This window comes from Microbispora rosea (genome assembly GCF_900156315.1).
In the GTDB taxonomy this organism is placed as follows: domain Bacteria; phylum Actinomycetota; class Actinomycetes; order Streptosporangiales; family Streptosporangiaceae; genus Microbispora; species Microbispora rosea.
The window spans coordinates 151719-166751 of record NZ_FTNI01000022.1 but is presented as its reverse complement, the minus strand read 5'-3'; the positions used below and the strand labels follow the sequence as shown (position 1 = coordinate 166751).

The following is a 15033-nucleotide window of genomic DNA, read 5'->3' as shown; positions in this document are numbered from 1 at the left end:
GCGCAGCCGGTGCAGCATCGCGGCCGTGGTCTGCGGGTCGAGCAGCGACTGCCCGCCGGCCACCGTGCGCACCGCGCCCACCAGGTCAGAGCCGTGGATCTGCTTGAGCACATAACCGGCCGCCCCGGCCATGACCGCGTTGAACAACGCCTCGTCGTCGGCGTAGGAGGTCAGCATCAGGCAGGCCAGGCCGGGCACCTTCGAGCGCACCTCACGGCAGACGTCCACGCCGCTGCCGTCGGGCAGGCGCACGTCGAGCACCGCCACGTCCGGCTTCAGCGCGGGGATGCGGGCCACGGCCGACTCGGCCGTCCCCGCCTCGCCGACGATCTCGATGTCGTCCTCGGCGTCCAGCAACGCCGCCACCCCACGCCGTACGACCTCGTGGTCGTCCACCAGGAACACCCGAATCATGACCTGGAGGCTAGCCTTTCCCGGGTCATGGGAGAAGTGGCGAAGGTCCCGTGTCCGGCTCTCAGTGACGGGACAGGCGGCGCAGTGCGCTCCTGATCCTGCCGCCGAACGGCGCGCGCCGCCGGGGCTGGGCGTCGCGGGCCACCCGCAGCTCCGCGAGGGCCGTGGCCGCGTCGGGCCGCTTGGCCGGTGTGGGGTCGCGCATCCGCCGTACGAGGTCCATGACCTCGGGGGCGACGCCTCCGGCGTCCGGCTCGGCGTCCACGCCGGGCGCGGGCAGCTCGCCGGTGAGGAGCTGGAAGGCGATCACCCCGGCCGAGTACACGTCGGCGGCGGGGGTCATCCGGTCGGGGCGGGCCCGGCACTCGGGAGCGACGTAGTGGACGTCGAGGATGTTGGGCAGCTCGTTGGCCACGGTGTGCTTGCGCGGGCCGGGCTTGGCGTAGTCGAAGCCGGTCAGCATCCCGTTCCCGTCGTCGGTGACGAGCACGCAGGCGGGGGTCAGCGCCCGGTGGATGACGTTGTTGGCGTGGACGTGGGCGAGGCCGTCCAGCATGTCCTCCATCACGGCGAGCTTGGCGTCGATGCCCAGCTTCCGCCCGGTGAGGTGCAGGTGCAGGGCCTGCCCGTGGACGTCGTCGAGCACGAGCACGAACCGGCTCTCGTCGTCGATCGCGAAGAAGTCCCGTGAGCGTACGACGCAGGGATGTGGCGGGATCTTCGCGAGCGACTGGTAGGCGTTGGCGATCCGGCGCTGCTCGGCCACCCGCCGCCGCTGCTCGGCCATCGGGTCGGCGCGGTAGACCCGCAGCAGCACGGTCCCGCTGGTCGGGGCGGTCGAGTTGACGGCGCGATACTCGGTGACCCGGCTGTCACCGCCGAGCTGCTCCTCCACCTCCCAGTTGCCGAAGCGCGGGGGCGCGGTCGAGCGGCGCACGGTGCCGTTCAGCGCCTCCAGGATCGCGGTGCGGTACGGCTCGGCGTCGCGGCTGCATCCGTGCCGCACCCGGGACGCGTCGCTGAGCATGGGGATGAGCCCGGGGATCGTGGTGACGTGCCGGGCGTCCCGGCCGCTGGGGTCGACGAGGACGGCTCCGGGGGCGGTCAGCACCACCACGTTGTCGACGTACAACCGCTCCAGCTCGCGGTGCTCCTCGATCAGCAGGCCCTTCAGCGCCCGCGCGGTGCCGCGCAGCTTGGCCACCGGCGAGCCGAACGCCTCCCGGTGCTGGGGGAACCACCGGGTGCCCGACACCTCGAACCGGCCCCGGGCTCCCTTCACGTCGATCACCACGAGCGAGTGGCCGGTGAGCACGACCACGTCCACCTCGAACAGGTCGGCCCCGCGCGGGATCTCGATGTTGTGCAGCAACAGCCAGTCGTCAGGGGCGTTGTCCCGCAGGTGCGCGATGACCCTTCGCTCGGCGTCATTGACGGGGCGTCCGCCACCGACGATCTGAGCCATCTCTGCCGCTCCGCCTCTCTGACCAGATTGAGAACTTAATCCTCCTAGGTAGCGGTATTCCCGCGCCACCACTGATTTCCCCGCATTGTCCCAGGGGAAATCTGGAGCTCCATCTTGGGGCTCGCTCCAGCCGGGCGAGCGTGGGGTGCATGATCGTCGATTTGTCGGGGATGGCCGCAATCGCGGTTTGTGACGACTGATGCCGGGAAACGGAGTCTTTCATGCGAGTTGTCGTGGTTGGTGCGAGCGGAAACGTCGGCACGAGCGTGCTCGCGGCCCTGGAATCCGAGCCCGGAGTGACCTCCGTCGTCGGCGTGGCCAGGCGGAAGCCGGGCTGGCAGCCGGCGAAGACCGAGTGGCGTACGGCCGACGTCTTCAGGGACGACCTCGATCCGATCTTCGCCGGCGCCGACGCGGTCGTGCACCTGGCCTGGCTGTTCCAGCCCTCGCACGACCCGATCACCACCTGGAACTCCAACGTGCTCGGCAGCATGCGCGTCTTCGACGCCGCCGTCCGCGCCGGGGTCTCCGTCCTCGTCTGCTCGTCGTCCGTGGGGGCGTACTCGCCCGGGCCGAAGGACCCGCCCGTCGACGAGTCCTGGCCGACCCATGGCTGGCCGAACGCCGCGTACGGACGGGAGAAGGCCTACATCGAGCGCGTGCTCGACATCTTCGAGCGCGACCACCCGGACATCCGCGTGGTGCGGATGCGCCCGGGGTTCATCTTCAAGGAGGAGGCCGCGACCGAGCAGCGGCGGCTGTTCGCCGGGCCGTTCCTGCCGCAGCGGCTGGTGCGGGCGGAGCTGATCCCGTTCGTGCCGGACATGCCGCGCCTGCGGTTCCAGGCGCTCCACTCGCGGGACGCCGGCGAGGCGTTCCGGCTGGCGCTCACCCGCGACGTGCGGGGGGCGTTCAACATCGCCGCCGACCCCGTGATCGACCCCGTGGTGCTGGCGGACCTGCTCGGCGCGCGGCGGGTGCCGGTCCCTGCCGCGGTGGTGCGCACGGCGGTGTCGGCCGGCTGGCATCTGCGGCTGATCCCGGCCTCGCCCGGCATGGTGGAGATGGTCCTGCAGGTGCCGATCATGGACACCTCCCGCGCCCGCGAGGAGCTGGGCTGGCGGCCCCGGCACAGCGCGGTGGACGCCCTGCGCGCCGTGATCGAGGGAATGCGGCGCGGGGCGGGCATGCAGACCCCGCCGCTCGCGCCCGACTCGGGCCGGGAGCGGATCAAGGAGGTCACGACGGGCGCGGGCACGCGGCCGTAGGAGACACCGGCGAGGGAGGCGCGATGGCGCTGCTGGACCCCGACTGCGTACGGCGGCTGCTGGAGTCGGCCGACCCGGACGTCGCGCTGGTCTTCGTCCGGGGCGAGTGCCGCGTGCTGCCGCTCGACGAGATCGACGAGAGGCACCGCGCGCTCGTGGTGGTGCGCCGCGCGGACCTGCCCGAGGCCCACGGCGACGAGCCGGTGACGGAGGAGCGGGTGGAGGCGCTCACGCGGTGCCTCGAGAACGCCGTACGCGACCTCGGGGGCTGAAGCCGCCACCCGGTCGTTGATGCGTGACGGAGGCGTCACTTTCGGTAACATCGTCTTGGACACATCCCCATCCGAGCGCGGTCCCGGCCTTGTGGAGACGTGGCGCGGCGGCCCGGATATGCCGCCCGATGCCGTCCTCTGAGACAAATGGCGGCGTGTCGCGCGCTGACCCAAAATTCCGGAAAGCGCGACGGACAAATCGGACAGCCAACTTCGCATTGCTGGACAAATCAGGATCAAAAGCTATCGCAAGCTGTGATCTGATCGTCACCCTTCGTACGGAACCTCGAATCCCGCTCGTATTCGTTGCGTGCGCGGTGGGTCACCTGTGAACATCAGGGAAAGGTCCGGAATCCCTCCTACCGGGTCGGCGGCGCGGCAGCGGCGGGGATTCCGCCCATGGTGCGCCTCGGACCGGCAGGCAACGGATTCCTGATCGGGCCGATCGACAGTTCCGAGACATCGATCTCGGACAGCGCATATGGGGAGGGGGCCCCGATGACTGCTATCAGGCCCCGCGGGAGCGGGGGACGCCGTCACGAAGGGCGGATTCACGACCCGGAGTTCGGCTCGTGGATCGGCGAGGTGGCCAGAGCGGTCCGGGACGTGGTTGACAGCACACCCCGGACCATCCGCCTCTGCGCCCTGATCGCGGTTGCCGCCGCGTCATGGGCATTCCTCAGGTAGCCGTCCAGCAGCCATGAGGAGGTGGTCGCGGACCCAGGTTAAGGCGGCCGGAGAGCCGTGACGGCCCGGTTTACGGGATCCGGACGATAACCAGGGTCAACCAGGGGCCGACCGGGGGCAGGCCGGGGGACGAGACGCAGGGTTCAGCCCGGCGCCTCCTGGGTCCGCGACGGGGCGGGCGCCCGCTCAGACGGAGTGGGCGCTGCGCCCCAGGGCGGCACCCTCGCCGACCTGCATGGACAGCCGGATCGTGGACTGCCCGGGGATCCGGTCGATGGTCACCGAGTCGCACAGCTCGCCCATGAGCCACAGGCCGAAGCCGCGGTCGCCGCGGCCGCTGGGCCGCTCGCTCGGCACGGCGCCGGGCCGCAGGACGCCGACGCGGTCGGCGACGTCGACGGCGAGCACGCCGCCGTCGCAGGAGATCGCCAGCGTGCCGGCACCCCCTCCGTGTTCGAGCACGTTGATGGCGGCCTCGTTGGCGGCGATGACGAGATCGTCCAGCCGGGGGCCGGTGAGACCCGCCTGCGCGGCGTAGCGCTGGATGTTCTCGCGCAGCGCCGCGAGATCATCCGTAATCGGCCACTGCCGGCGATGATCCACCACCTGTCCTCCTCGCCGCCGTCTTTCCCGGCCGGGTCTGCCGCCCGATGCCTTCGAGGCTACCGTCTCGTTACCCTTTGCCTGCCTTCACCTGGGAGTTGACCGCGCGCCGACCGCGTCGAGGGCCTCGGCCAAACTCGGCGCGACGGTGAAGGCATTGATCAATCCGGTGAGTCTGAAGATCCTCGCCAGCCGGGCGTTCGGGCCCGCCAGCGTCACCGCGCCGTCGCGCTCCTGCATCAACTTCCGTATGGACAGCAGGATCCGGATGCCCGTGGAGTCGCAGAAGCCCAAGTCGCTCAGGTCGAGGACGAGTTCGCGGTGCTCCGCGCCGAGGACCGCCTCGACGTCGCGGCGCAACAGCTCGGCGTTCGTGTAGTCCAGGGCGCCGTCGAGCGCGACGACCAGCACGTGGTCGGCGACCGGGGCGGACACGGGGGTCAGTACGACGGCGGCGGTCACGGAACACACCTCGGCGGACGCTGCGGGGACGAGCGGACGGTGGGGGGAAGCAGGGGGACGGGCCTGGCCGAAATCCCGGCCAGGTTCGCCAGTCTAGAGCAGCGACGTCCCGGTACCGGGACGTACGGCCTGAGGAGAGCCGGACGGTCAAGAAACGCCATGTGGGGTTTCCTGCCCGATGGCCGGGGGGAGTGGGGGACTAACCAACTGGACCCCTCCTGAAAAGACCGCTTATGCCAGACGTGACAAGGGAGGTCCAGTTCGACGCCACGCATGGACCCTCCCTCGTCGCGCAGGCACCGGTGAGTTCGGCGACGCTCACGCTCGGAGTCGAGGAGGAGTTCCTGCTCGCCGACCCGCGAACTGGACGGGTCGTCCCGGCGGCGCGGACGATCCGCGAGCGGGCGGCAGGGCCGGGGGCGGACCGGCTGGTGTTCGAACTGACGCAGTTCCAACTGGAGAGCAACAGCGCCGTGCACACCGGCCTGCACGATCTGCACGGCGATCTGCTGGACATGCGCCGCGCGGCCGCCCGCGCCGCCGCGAGCGCGGGGCTCGCGCTCCTCGCGTGCGGCACCGCCCTGGACGGCAACGCGGGAGTGCCGCCGCTGTCGTCGTGCCCTCGCTATCAGGACATGCTCCGCGAATTCGGGGCGATCATGGACTGTCAGGGCGTCTGCGGCTGCCACATCCACGTCGGGATCGCGGACCGCGAGGAGGCGGTGCAGGTCAGCAACCACCTGCGGCCCTGGCTCCCGATCCTGCAGGCGCTCGCGGCCAACTCGCCGATCGCGGACGGCCGGGACACCGGCTACGCGAGCTGGCGCGCGCTGATGATGGGCAGGTGGCCGAGCGCGGAGCCACCGCCGTTCTTCCGATCGGCCGAGCACTACGAGAGCCTGGTCAACGGCATGCTCGCCGGAGGAACGATCCTCGACCGCGGGATGATCTACTGGCTGGTCCGCCCGTCCGATCACGTGCCGACGCTGGAGATCCGCGCGGCCGACGTGTGCCCGACGGCCGCGGAGACCGTGCTGCTCGCCGGACTGGTGCGGGGGCTGGCCGAGACGGCGCTGCGCGAGGTGCGGGCCGGCGCGCCCGCCCCCGAGGTCGAGGACACCCTGCTGCGGGCGGCCTACTGGAGGGCCGCCCGTGACGGCGTGGACGGCGACGCCCTCGATCTGCTCGGAGGAGCCGGGTTTTCCGGAGCCGGGGTTTCTGGAGGCAGGGTGCCGGCTTGGCGGCTGGTCGACCGCCTGCTCGAACACGTGCGGCCGGTGCTGGAGGAGAACGGCGACTGGACGCCGCTGACCGACCAGCTCGAGCGGCTGCGCCGCAGTGGGTCGGGGGCGGCGCGTCAGCGGGCGGCGTACGCCCGGCGCGGCCTGCTGCACGACGTGGCCGAGCTGCTCACGGCGCAGACGACCGCCTCCTGCTGGGCCTGACCGGGCCGGTCCTGAACCGTCACTCCGCGACGACGCGGAGCGTCTTCAGGCTGGGGTCGCTGACGTCGGGGATGTTCATGCCGCCTTCGAGCCCGCTGGTCAGATAGCTCAGCACCGGCTGGGTGACGCGCTCGCCCGGGCACAGGGCGGGCGCGCCCGGCGGGTACGGCGTCACCATCTCGGCAACGATCCGGCCCACCGCCTGACCGGTGGGCACGTTCTCGACCCGGCCGAAGAACGCGTCCCTGGGCAGCATCGCGATGTCCAGCTCCAGCTCGCCCGGCTCGGGCAGGTCGATCACGGCCGCGGGCGGCAGGTCGCGGGCCGACGACAGGGCGCGCAGCGCGTCGAGCAGCATGCCGGCCGTCTCCTCGCCGTCGGCGACGGTGATCTCGGCGCTGACGCGGCGGTGGTCGCTCAGGGAGAGGTTGACGTGGCAGCGCTCGCGCACCCAGTCGGCGGCGTGGTAGCCGTCGACGCCGAGCCCCGACACGTCGATCACGATCTTCAGCGGGTCGACGTCGAAGGCGCCCGTGTTCTCCTTGTTCAGCACCCACAGGCCGTGCATCTTGCCGATCTCCCTGCGGACCGACTCCGCGAGCCCCAGCGTGCGGTCGAGCAGGTCCTCGCCGTGCTCCACCATCTGCCTGCGCCAGCCGTCGAGCGCCGCGTAGATCAGAGTGGAGGGGCTGGTCGTGCCGAGCAGGTCCTCGCGGGCCTTGAGCACGGCCGGGTCCACCCGGTTGCCCTGCAGATGGAACACCGAGCTCTGCTCCAGCCCGTTGCCCATCTTGTGGACGCTCGTCACGCACAGGTCGGCCCCGGCGTTCATGCCCCACGTGGGCAGGTCCTCGTGGAACGGCAGATGGGCGCCCCACGCCTCGTCCACGATGAACGTCCGGTCATACCGGCGGCACACCTCGTTGATCCCCTGCAGGTCGCCGCAGGTGCCGTAGTCCACCGGGCTGGCGACGATGACGCCCTTGGCGTCCGGGGCCGCCTTGAAGGCCTCCTCCACCGCCTCCGGCGTGGGCGGATACGACATGTGCAGGTCGCCGTCCCAGTCCCCGTGCACCCAGACGGGCTGGACGCCGCTCAGGATCAGTGCCGAGATGACCGACTTGTGGGCGTTGCGGGCGACCAGCAGGCTCTCCCCGGGACCGGCCACGGAGAGCATGGCGCTCTTGACCGACAGGGAGCTGCCACAGGTGGAGAAGAACGCCTGCTCGGCGTTGACCGCCTCCGCCATGAGCTGCTGCGCCTCTTCGAGCACGCCGTTGGTCTGCAGCCGGTCGTCCAGGCCGTTCATGATCATCACGTCGTTCTTGAAGAGGTCCTCGCCCAGGACGTCCCGAACCCGGGGATCGACCCCCCGCCCCTGCTTGTGGCCCGGAGGCGTGAAGTTGACGTCTCCCCGCCGGTGATAGGCCGCGAGCGCTTCCAGCACGGGTGCACGGGACTGATCCATGTCCGTGTTCCTCCCCTGAACGGCGTGGGGCCGTTCCCTCCGTCCGCGCGTACCCGGACCTGACCGGCACAAACGACCGCGGCAGGCGGTCGAAAGCCCCCGCCCTCGGCGAGAGGGCGGGGGCGGCGGTCAATCGGGTGTTCAGACCATGGACACGTCGTGCGAGGCCGACAGCACCATTGCGGCGACGGCTTCGACGGGCGTGCCGTCGATGACGAACGTGTCGCGCAGCCGGGTCGCCTCAAGGACGATCTTCAAGATGCCGTGAACTCCGGTGAGTCGCACGGAACCCGAGGCCTTCTCGATGTCGTCCCGGGCGTCCAGTAGCGCTTCGAGGCCGCAGGAGTCGCAGAACCGCAGACCGGACGCATCCACCACGATCCTGATGCGACCCTGGCGGACAAGATTCCTGATCGCCCTCCGGAGCATGTCCCCGCTGGCGATGTCGAGTTCACCTCGCAGCGCGACCACGACGGCCGGCTGGTGATCGCTCACAGTAATCTCGAGCTGCTGCGTTGTCATATACGCGCCTTCATCCATATTTTTCGGGCGTACTGTCTTAAGCGACGCTACCCGGCAGAGTGTCAGGTCGCGGTAATGCGCGACGGTCGATGGTATGCGGGTACGTCCAGCAATCCCACCTGTACGCCAGAATGTGGCAAATAGGTAAAGAAGTTGGGACCTTCGGCGATCTTGTGGAGTGTGTCCCGAAGCTCCCGGGATCACGGGGAAACCCCTGTCCCACAGGGGCTCGCGGCCTTCGGGTGATCGCCGGAGGCGGGCTTGCGGACGCGGTGGCCGGCGCGGGCCGCCCGGTCTCGCGGATATGGAGACTGGAGTTCCTCAAATATACCAGCTAGCCAGACAAATGAGACGCATCCCGCCTTTCTCGAAAAATGCTTACTCTTCCCATTCCTTTTTGAGGAGCGCATTACCGACCTTGCCGGGCCCGTGGCTCACGCCTGACCGGTCCATCCGGAAGGTCACGGGAATGCCAGGCGCCGGCGCTTGACCCGTCCGCGCGCGGGTAGAGGGCCGGTTCCCCGGAAGTACGGCGAACGGGAGGATCGGCATGGCGGACGAGATCACCGCGGGCAGGAACGCGGCGCGGGCGCTCACGGCCAGGGCGCCCGGCTGGATGGTCTGGTACGGCGAGCGCACCGGAAGCTTCTGGGCCGTCCCCCGGGCCGGGACCGCGATCGTGCCCCGCATGCTGGAGGCGCAGACGGCGGACGACCTGGAGAACGAGATCCGGAGGGCCGAGGGCCGCCCCACGCGGGAGCAGACGCAGCCGGAGACGGAGGAGGCCGCCCGGCACCGCCGGCCGCCCGCCGAGACGCCGGCTCCCCGGATCCCCGTCGGACGCTGACCCTTACAGGCGCACGACGACGTACCGGCCGGGGCCGAGCCTGCCGCCGACGGGCCTGCCGGTGATCAGGTCGGTGCCGTGAACCGGCACGGGCTGCTCGTCTTCTGTGTGGTTGACGGCGAAGACCAGGTCCTGGCGGCGTACGACCTCGACGCCGGGGACGCCGCTCCCGGCCAGCCCGGCGCGGGCGAGGACCCGGGCGTAGCCGGAATCGTCGAGCCGCGTCGAGACGTACCACGCCGTGCCGCCGCCGTGGCGGTGGCGCGTGACGGCGGGCCCGCCGCCGGGGTAGCGGGCGACCGCCTCGGCCCCGTCCAGGTGGACGATCTCGCTCCACATCGTCGCCTGGCCGAATTCCGGCAGTTCGACAGGCTCGTCGAGTGGGTGGAACTCCTCCACGCGGATGCCGAGGATCTCGCGCAACGCCCCCGGGTAGCCGCCCGGCCTGATCCGGGTGTGCTCGTCGGCGATCCCGCTGAAGAACGACACGACGAGCGTGCCGCCGCCCTCCACGTACGCCGTGAGGTTGCGGGCGGCCTCGTCGGAGATCGGATAGAGGCTCGGCACGAGGACCGCGCGGTACGCCGGCAGATCGTGCGACGGATGGGCGAAGCAGGCGGGGACACCCTGTCGCCACAGCACCCGGTGGGCCTGCTCGACGGCCGCCAGGTAGTCGATCTCGGTGGACGGCAGGCCTGGCCCCTGGACCGCCCACCACGCCTCCTCGTCCCACAGGATGGCGACCTCCGCCTCGGCGAGCGGGCCGTCGACGGGTGCGGGAATGCGCTCCAGCGCCTCGCCCAGGGCGCAGACCTCACGGAAGACGCGGGAGTCCGGGCCGGTGTGCGGCACCATGCCGGGATGCCACTGCTCGGCGCCGCCGCGGGAGGCCCGCCACTGGAAGAACATCACGCCCTTCGAGCCCCGGGCCACGTGTTGCAGGCTGTGCCTGGCGATCTCGCCGGGCTCCTTGGGCGCCTTGCGCGGGCCCAGTACGTATCCCGTGGCCTGCTCCATCAGCAGCCAGGGCCGCCCGCCCGCCCACGACCGGGCCAGATCGGCGGCGAACGCGGTCTGCCCGGCCGCCGCCATGCCCCGCCCCGAGGGATAGTCGTCGATCGCGACGAGGTCCACCTCGCGCGACCACTTCCAGTGGTCCACGCAGGCCCAGCCGGCCAGCACGTAGTTGGTGGTGACGGACACCCCGGGGGTCAGCTCGCGCAGCAGGTCGCGCTGCTCGGTGAAGTGGGCGAGCATCTCGTCGGAGACGAACCTGCGGAAGTCGAGCGCCTGCGCCGGGTTGGGGAGATACTGCGTGGCCCGCGGCGGGGTGATCTGGGCCCAGTCCGAGTAGTGCTGGCCCCAGAACGCGGTCGTCCAGGCGTCGTTCAGCGCGTCGAGGCCGCCGTACCGCTCCCGCAGCCAGGCCCGGAACGCCGCGGCGGCGTGGTCGCAGTGGCAGGGCGTGCCGTACTCGTTGTGCACGTGCCACATCGCCGTCGCGGGGTGGTCGCGGTAGCGCTCGCCGAGGGCGCGCGTGATCCGCAGCGACGCCTCGCGGTACGCCGGGGCGCTCACGCAGTAGGTGTCGCGGCTGCCGTGCGTGAGCCGTACGCCGTCCCGGGTGACGGTCAGGGCGTCGGGGTGCGCCAGGGAGAACCAGGGCGGAGGAGAGGCGGTCGGGATGGCCAGGTCCACCCGGATCCCGCCGGCGGCGAGCAGATCGAGCACCCGGTCGAGCCAGCCGAAGGTGTAGCGGCCCTCGGACGGCTCCAGCCGCGACCAGGAGAAGACGCCGACGGTGACGAGGTTGACTCCGGCCCGGCGCATGAGCGCGACGTCCTCGGCCCAGACCTCCTCGGGCCACTGCTCCGGGTTGTAGTCCCCTCCATACCAAAGCGGCATGCACATCAGCCCTTGATCGCGCCGATGATGACGCCCTTGGTGAAGTGACGCTGCACGAACGGGTAGATGACCAGGGCGGGCAGCACGGCGATGGCGACGATGGCCATCTTGATCGCGAGAGTCGGCGGCGCGACGTGGCCGAAGCCGTTCACGCCCACGGTGGCCGTGGGGAGCGGGTTGGAGTCCACGACGTACGACCGCAGGACCAGCGCCAGCGGCCACATGCGGGTGTCGTCGATGTAGAGCATGGCGTTGAACCACGCGTTCCAGTAGCCGACCGCGTAGAGCAGGCCGATCACCGCCGTGACCGCCTTCGACAGCGGCAGCACGATCCGCCACAGGATGCGGAACTCCCCGGCGCCGTCGATGCGGGCGCTGTCGAGCAGCTCGCGCGGGATGTTCATGAAGAACGCGCGCAGCACGACGACGTTGAAGGCCGACACGGCCGACGGCAGGATCAGCGACCAGTATGTGTCCTTCAGCCCGAGCGAGGCGACCATCAGGTAGGTCGGGATCAGGCCGGGGAAGAACACGAACATCAGCAGCACGCAGAACAGGATCGGCCGGTGGAACAGCGTGCCCGGCCGCGACAGCGCGTACGCTCCGAGGACGCTCACACCGAGGCTGACGGCGGTGCCGACGACGGTGACGCCGGTGCTGACCAGCACCGCGCGGCTGACCACGCTGTCGGAGAAGATCTGGCGGTACGCGTCGAACGTGATGCCGTCCGGCACCAGCACCAGGCCGCCGACCCGGTTCACCGTGCCGGCCGACGACAGGCTGGTCAGCACGATCGTGTAGAGCGGCAGCAGCACGGCGAGCACGATGAGCGCGAGCACACCGCCCTTGCCGATCCGGCCCGCGAGCGAGCCCGGCTCCTCCCAGGGCGCGAGCCCGGAGACCTTCGTTGTGCTCATGACCGCGAATACACCCCCCGCTCGCCCAGGGCGTGCGCCACCCGGTTGGCCACCAGGATGAGCGCCAGCCCGACCAGGCCCTTGAACAGCCCCGCCGCCGCGCCGTAGCCGAAGTCGCCCGTGCGCAGGCCGGACCAGTAGACGAAGGTGTCGAAGACCTCCGACACCTTGCTGCCGACCGCGCCGCGCTGCAGCATGAACTGCTCGAAGCCGACGTTGAGCGCGTCGCCGAGCCGCAGGATCAGCAGCAGCACGATGACCGGGCGCAGGCCCGGCAGCGTGATGTGCCACATGCGGCGCCATCGGCGGGCCCCGTCGACCGCGGCGGCCTCGTACAGGTTCTGGTCGATGGTGCTGAGCGCGGCGAGGAACACGATCGCGCCCCAGCCGGCGTCCTTCCAGACCGTCTCCGCGGTCACGAGCAGGATGAACGTGTCGGAGTTCGTCATCCAGTCGATGCCCGAGTGCCCGTGGTCGCGCAGGATCTGCGCGATGAGGCCGGCGCCGCCGAACATCTGCTGGAAGATCGCGACCACCAGCACCCACGAGAAGAAGTAAGGCAGGTAGACGACGCCCTGGATGAAGGCCCGCAGCCGCCCGGAGACCACGCTGTTGAGCAGCAGCGCGAGCGCGATCGGCACCGGGAAGTAGAAGACGAGCTGGAACGCGGTGATGCCCAGGGTGTTCACCACCGCCCGGATGAACTGCGGGTCGCCGAACAGCTGGGCGAAGTTGGTGAAACCGATGATCGGGCTGCCGAGGATGCCGCCGCTGAACGGGTTGTAGTCCTGGAAGGCGATGACGTTCCCCAGCGCGGGGACCCACCAGAAGGCGGTGACGAGCACCAGCATCGGCATGGCCATGACCAGCAGCGGCCAGTCGCGGCGCAGCCGCGCGGCGAAGGAGTCCTGCCGCGCGCCGACGGGCGGCCCGGCCGGGGTCGCCCCGGGCCGGACCTCCGTCACGCTCTTCGTGTCCGCGTCGGCGCTCACAGCCGGCCGTTCTCCCTGGCGACCTTCATGTAGAACTCGCGGGCCTCGTTGCCGCCCTGCTCCTGCCAGTCCTTGACGATCTGGGCCCACTCCGAGACCGGCCGCTTGCCGCGGAAGATCTCGTTCATCTTGTCCTCGGTCGGCTGGGTCAGCCCGGCCATCTTGGACGGCCTCTCGACCCGGACGCCGACGAACGGGTCGTTCTCCAGGTATCGCGAGGCCGTCTGCTCCCAGCCGTGGTACGCCTCGACGTAGCCGGGATACTGGTTCTCGGTGATCGCGCCGGGCCGTCCGGCCAGGAACAGGTACGTCGGGGCGACCTCCTTGCGGCCGAGCGCGGTCTGCTGGACCTGCCCGTCCTTGATCGTGAAGTGCTTGCCCTCGACGCCGTTGTTCACCAGGTCGTACTCCTGCGTGCCGTACGGCGCGGAGCACCAGTCGGCGATGCCGAGCAGCTCGCGGGTGCGGGCGTCGCCGAGGCCCTTCCTGATGAAGCAGAACATGCCGGCGGGCTCGTTGCGCCAGACGATGACCTTGCCGCCCGGGTGGGCCGGATAGGGGTCGGCCGCCCGTACGTCGATCTTCGGGTTGCTGGGCAGGTAGCGGCCGAGGATTTCGTGGATCGCGCCGAGCCCGTCCTTGTACATGACGAGCTGCCCGCTGCCGAAGGGCTCCTTGTGGTCGGCGAACTGGTTGGCCACGACGTCCGGGTGGACGTATCCCCCTTCGAACAGCTTGGTCATGAGTTCGATCGACTGCAGGAACTCCGGCGTCTCGTACTTGTAGATCAGCGTGCCGTCGGGCTGCTTGCGCCACTCGCGCGGGGCGCCGAACGCCCGCTGGAGCTCCTGGCCCATGTCGCCGAACGCCCAGCGCTTCTTCTTCGGGTCGGTCAGCTCCCTGCCCAGCGTGAGCAGGTCGTCGGCGCTCTTGGGCACGGACAGGCCGAGCTCGTCGAGGATGTCCGTGCGGACGATCGTGGCGAACGGGTAGGGCGCGTTCTGCCACGGGATCCCCTGGAGCACGCCGCCGAACACGCCGTACGTCCATGCGGCGGTGTCGTAGTTGGCCAGCAGCGGGAACTCCTTGGCCTTGTCGCCCGCGAGGTAGGGCGACAGGTCGGCGAAGAGCTTGTTGGCCGCCTCGGTGAAGTGGGCGATGGAGTCGATGTTCCAGCCCGGGATCTGGATCATCTCGGGGACGTCGCCGCTGGCGAGCAGGGTGTTCAGCTTGTCGACGTAGGTGTTGCCGTCGGAGATGTTGAAACGGACGACCCCGCCGAGCCGCTCGTTGACGGCGTCGTAGTAGGAGTTGTCGCCGAGGCCGGGAGGGACGGTGCCCCACAGCGGTGTCATCGCCCTCACCTCCGCGCCGCTGGTGATCGGCTTGGCGGTGACGGCCTGGACCGTCGTGCCCGGCCTGGTCAGGAAGCCGGGTTCGACGAATTCGGAGGCCGGCAGGTCGGGCGACAGGCCCGGCACCTGGAACGGCACGCGGGTGGGCACGAGGCCCTTGAGCTTGTCGGCGGCGACGGCGGTGCCCTTGGACACTTCCTTCTTGGCCGCGCAGCCGGTGAGGCCTGCGGCGGCGAGCGCGCCCGCGCCGACCAGCCCGAGGAATCCGCGGCGGCTTGTCAGGAGGCCGCCGGGGGGTTGGCTCATGGGTGCGATCCTTCCGGCCGGGGACGGAGTTCATTTAGTTCGTCTACTGGCCGAACAAATTAACCGGTTAACGGAGTGGCGACAAGGTTTCATGAAACGTTCATC

At 70.3% G+C, this 15033-nt stretch carries 14 protein-coding genes; 4 read left to right on the top strand and 10 right to left on the bottom strand.

The features are described 5' to 3' along the window. A partial coding sequence (locus tag BXA11_RS28005; RefSeq protein WP_143734552.1) for a response regulator occupies positions 1–414 on the bottom strand: 414 nt, incomplete at its 3' end. A 61-nt stretch (positions 415–475) separates the two neighbouring features. Next, entirely contained in the window at positions 476–1879 is a 1404-nt protein-coding gene (gene mads6 / locus BXA11_RS28000) for a methylation-associated defense system protein kinase MAD6 (protein ID WP_076439302.1), read from the bottom strand. A 221-nt stretch (positions 1880–2100) separates the two neighbouring features. Here mads6 and BXA11_RS27995 point away from each other — a divergent pair, with 221 nt between their 5' ends. Both BXA11_RS27995 and BXA11_RS27990 read left to right on the top strand, forming a co-directional pair. After that, positions 2101–3147: an NAD-dependent epimerase/dehydratase family protein gene (locus tag BXA11_RS27995; protein ID WP_076439300.1), complete on the top strand. Its 1047-nt coding sequence runs from the start codon at positions 2101–2103 to the stop codon at positions 3145–3147. A gap of 23 nt (positions 3148–3170) precedes the next feature. Next, entirely contained in the window at positions 3171–3419 is a 249-nt protein-coding gene (locus BXA11_RS27990) for a hypothetical protein (protein WP_030507823.1), read from the top strand. Between the two features lie 873 nt (positions 3420–4292). Here BXA11_RS27990 and BXA11_RS27980 read toward each other — a convergent pair. After that, complete coding sequence (locus BXA11_RS27980; RefSeq protein ID WP_076439296.1) at positions 4293–4712, bottom strand: ATP-binding protein; 420 nt, start codon at positions 4710–4712, stop codon at positions 4293–4295. 84 nt (positions 4713–4796) lie between these two features. Further along, positions 4797–5171, bottom strand: a complete 375-nt coding sequence (locus tag BXA11_RS27975; RefSeq protein ID WP_051761672.1) for an STAS domain-containing protein — start codon at positions 5169–5171, stop codon at positions 4797–4799. A gap of 242 nt (positions 5172–5413) precedes the next feature. Between BXA11_RS27975 and BXA11_RS27970 the strand changes: the two genes are divergently transcribed. After that, positions 5414–6616, top strand: a complete 1203-nt coding sequence (locus tag BXA11_RS27970; RefSeq protein ID WP_239105155.1) for a carboxylate-amine ligase — start codon at positions 5414–5416, stop codon at positions 6614–6616. A gap of 19 nt (positions 6617–6635) precedes the next feature. Here BXA11_RS27970 and BXA11_RS27965 read toward each other — a convergent pair whose 3' ends face one another. Continuing rightward, on the bottom strand, positions 6636–8084 hold the full coding sequence (locus tag BXA11_RS27965) for an aminotransferase class I/II-fold pyridoxal phosphate-dependent enzyme (RefSeq protein ID WP_076439292.1): 1449 nt from the start codon (positions 8082–8084) through the stop codon (positions 6636–6638). A 141-nt stretch (positions 8085–8225) separates the two neighbouring features. Then, on the bottom strand, positions 8226–8624 hold the full coding sequence (locus tag BXA11_RS27960) for an STAS domain-containing protein (RefSeq protein WP_083744629.1): 399 nt from the start codon (positions 8622–8624) through the stop codon (positions 8226–8228). A 532-nt stretch (positions 8625–9156) separates the two neighbouring features. Between BXA11_RS27960 and BXA11_RS27955 the strand changes: the two genes are divergently transcribed. Further along, entirely contained in the window at positions 9157–9453 is a 297-nt protein-coding gene (locus BXA11_RS27955) for a hypothetical protein (protein ID WP_051761674.1), read from the top strand. 3 nt (positions 9454–9456) lie between these two features. Here BXA11_RS27955 and BXA11_RS27950 read toward each other — a convergent pair whose 3' ends face one another. From BXA11_RS27950 to BXA11_RS27935, 4 genes are read right to left on the bottom strand one after another with little or no spacing between them, the layout of a single operon-like run. Then, a complete protein-coding gene (locus tag BXA11_RS27950; RefSeq protein ID WP_076439288.1) occupies positions 9457–11364 on the bottom strand; it encodes a beta-galactosidase in 1908 nt (635 codons plus the stop codon). Beyond that, positions 11364–12275: a carbohydrate ABC transporter permease gene (locus BXA11_RS27945; RefSeq protein WP_076439286.1), complete on the bottom strand. Its 912-nt coding sequence runs from the start codon at positions 12273–12275 to the stop codon at positions 11364–11366. The genes BXA11_RS27950 and BXA11_RS27945 overlap by 1 nt, the downstream gene beginning before the upstream one ends. Further along, on the bottom strand, positions 12272–13267 hold the full coding sequence (locus BXA11_RS27940) for an ABC transporter permease (protein WP_373320634.1): 996 nt from the start codon (positions 13265–13267) through the stop codon (positions 12272–12274). Before BXA11_RS27940 ends, BXA11_RS27945 begins: the two co-directional genes overlap by 4 nt. Further along, positions 13264–14928, bottom strand: coding sequence for an extracellular solute-binding protein (locus BXA11_RS27935; RefSeq protein WP_076439283.1), 1665 nt, complete (start codon positions 14926–14928; stop codon positions 13264–13266). The genes BXA11_RS27940 and BXA11_RS27935 overlap by 4 nt, the downstream gene beginning before the upstream one ends. Positions 14929–15033 lie beyond the last annotated feature (105 nt).

Excerpts from the sequence above, each read along its gene's own strand:
- mads6 (WP_076439302.1), bottom strand. The coding sequence starts at position 1,879 with ATGGCTCAGATCGTCGGTGGCGGACGCCCCGTCAATGACGCCGAGCGA.
- BXA11_RS27995 (WP_076439300.1), top strand. The coding sequence starts at position 2,101 with ATGCGAGTTGTCGTGGTTGGTGCGAGCGGAAACGTCGGCACGAGCGTG.
- BXA11_RS27990 (WP_030507823.1), top strand. The coding sequence starts at position 3,171 with ATGGCGCTGCTGGACCCCGACTGCGTACGGCGGCTGCTGGAGTCGGCC.
- BXA11_RS27965 (WP_076439292.1), bottom strand. The coding sequence starts at position 8,084 with ATGGATCAGTCCCGTGCACCCGTGCTGGAAGCGCTCGCGGCCTATCAC.
- BXA11_RS27960 (WP_083744629.1), bottom strand. The coding sequence starts at position 8,624 with ATGGATGAAGGCGCGTATATGACAACGCAGCAGCTCGAGATTACTGTG.
- BXA11_RS27955 (WP_051761674.1), top strand. The coding sequence starts at position 9,157 with ATGGCGGACGAGATCACCGCGGGCAGGAACGCGGCGCGGGCGCTCACG.
- BXA11_RS27950 (WP_076439288.1), bottom strand. The coding sequence starts at position 11,364 with ATGTGCATGCCGCTTTGGTATGGAGGGGACTACAACCCGGAGCAGTGG.
- BXA11_RS27945 (WP_076439286.1), bottom strand. The coding sequence starts at position 12,275 with ATGAGCACAACGAAGGTCTCCGGGCTCGCGCCCTGGGAGGAGCCGGGC.
- BXA11_RS27935 (WP_076439283.1), bottom strand. The coding sequence starts at position 14,928 with ATGAGCCAACCCCCCGGCGGCCTCCTGACAAGCCGCCGCGGATTCCTC.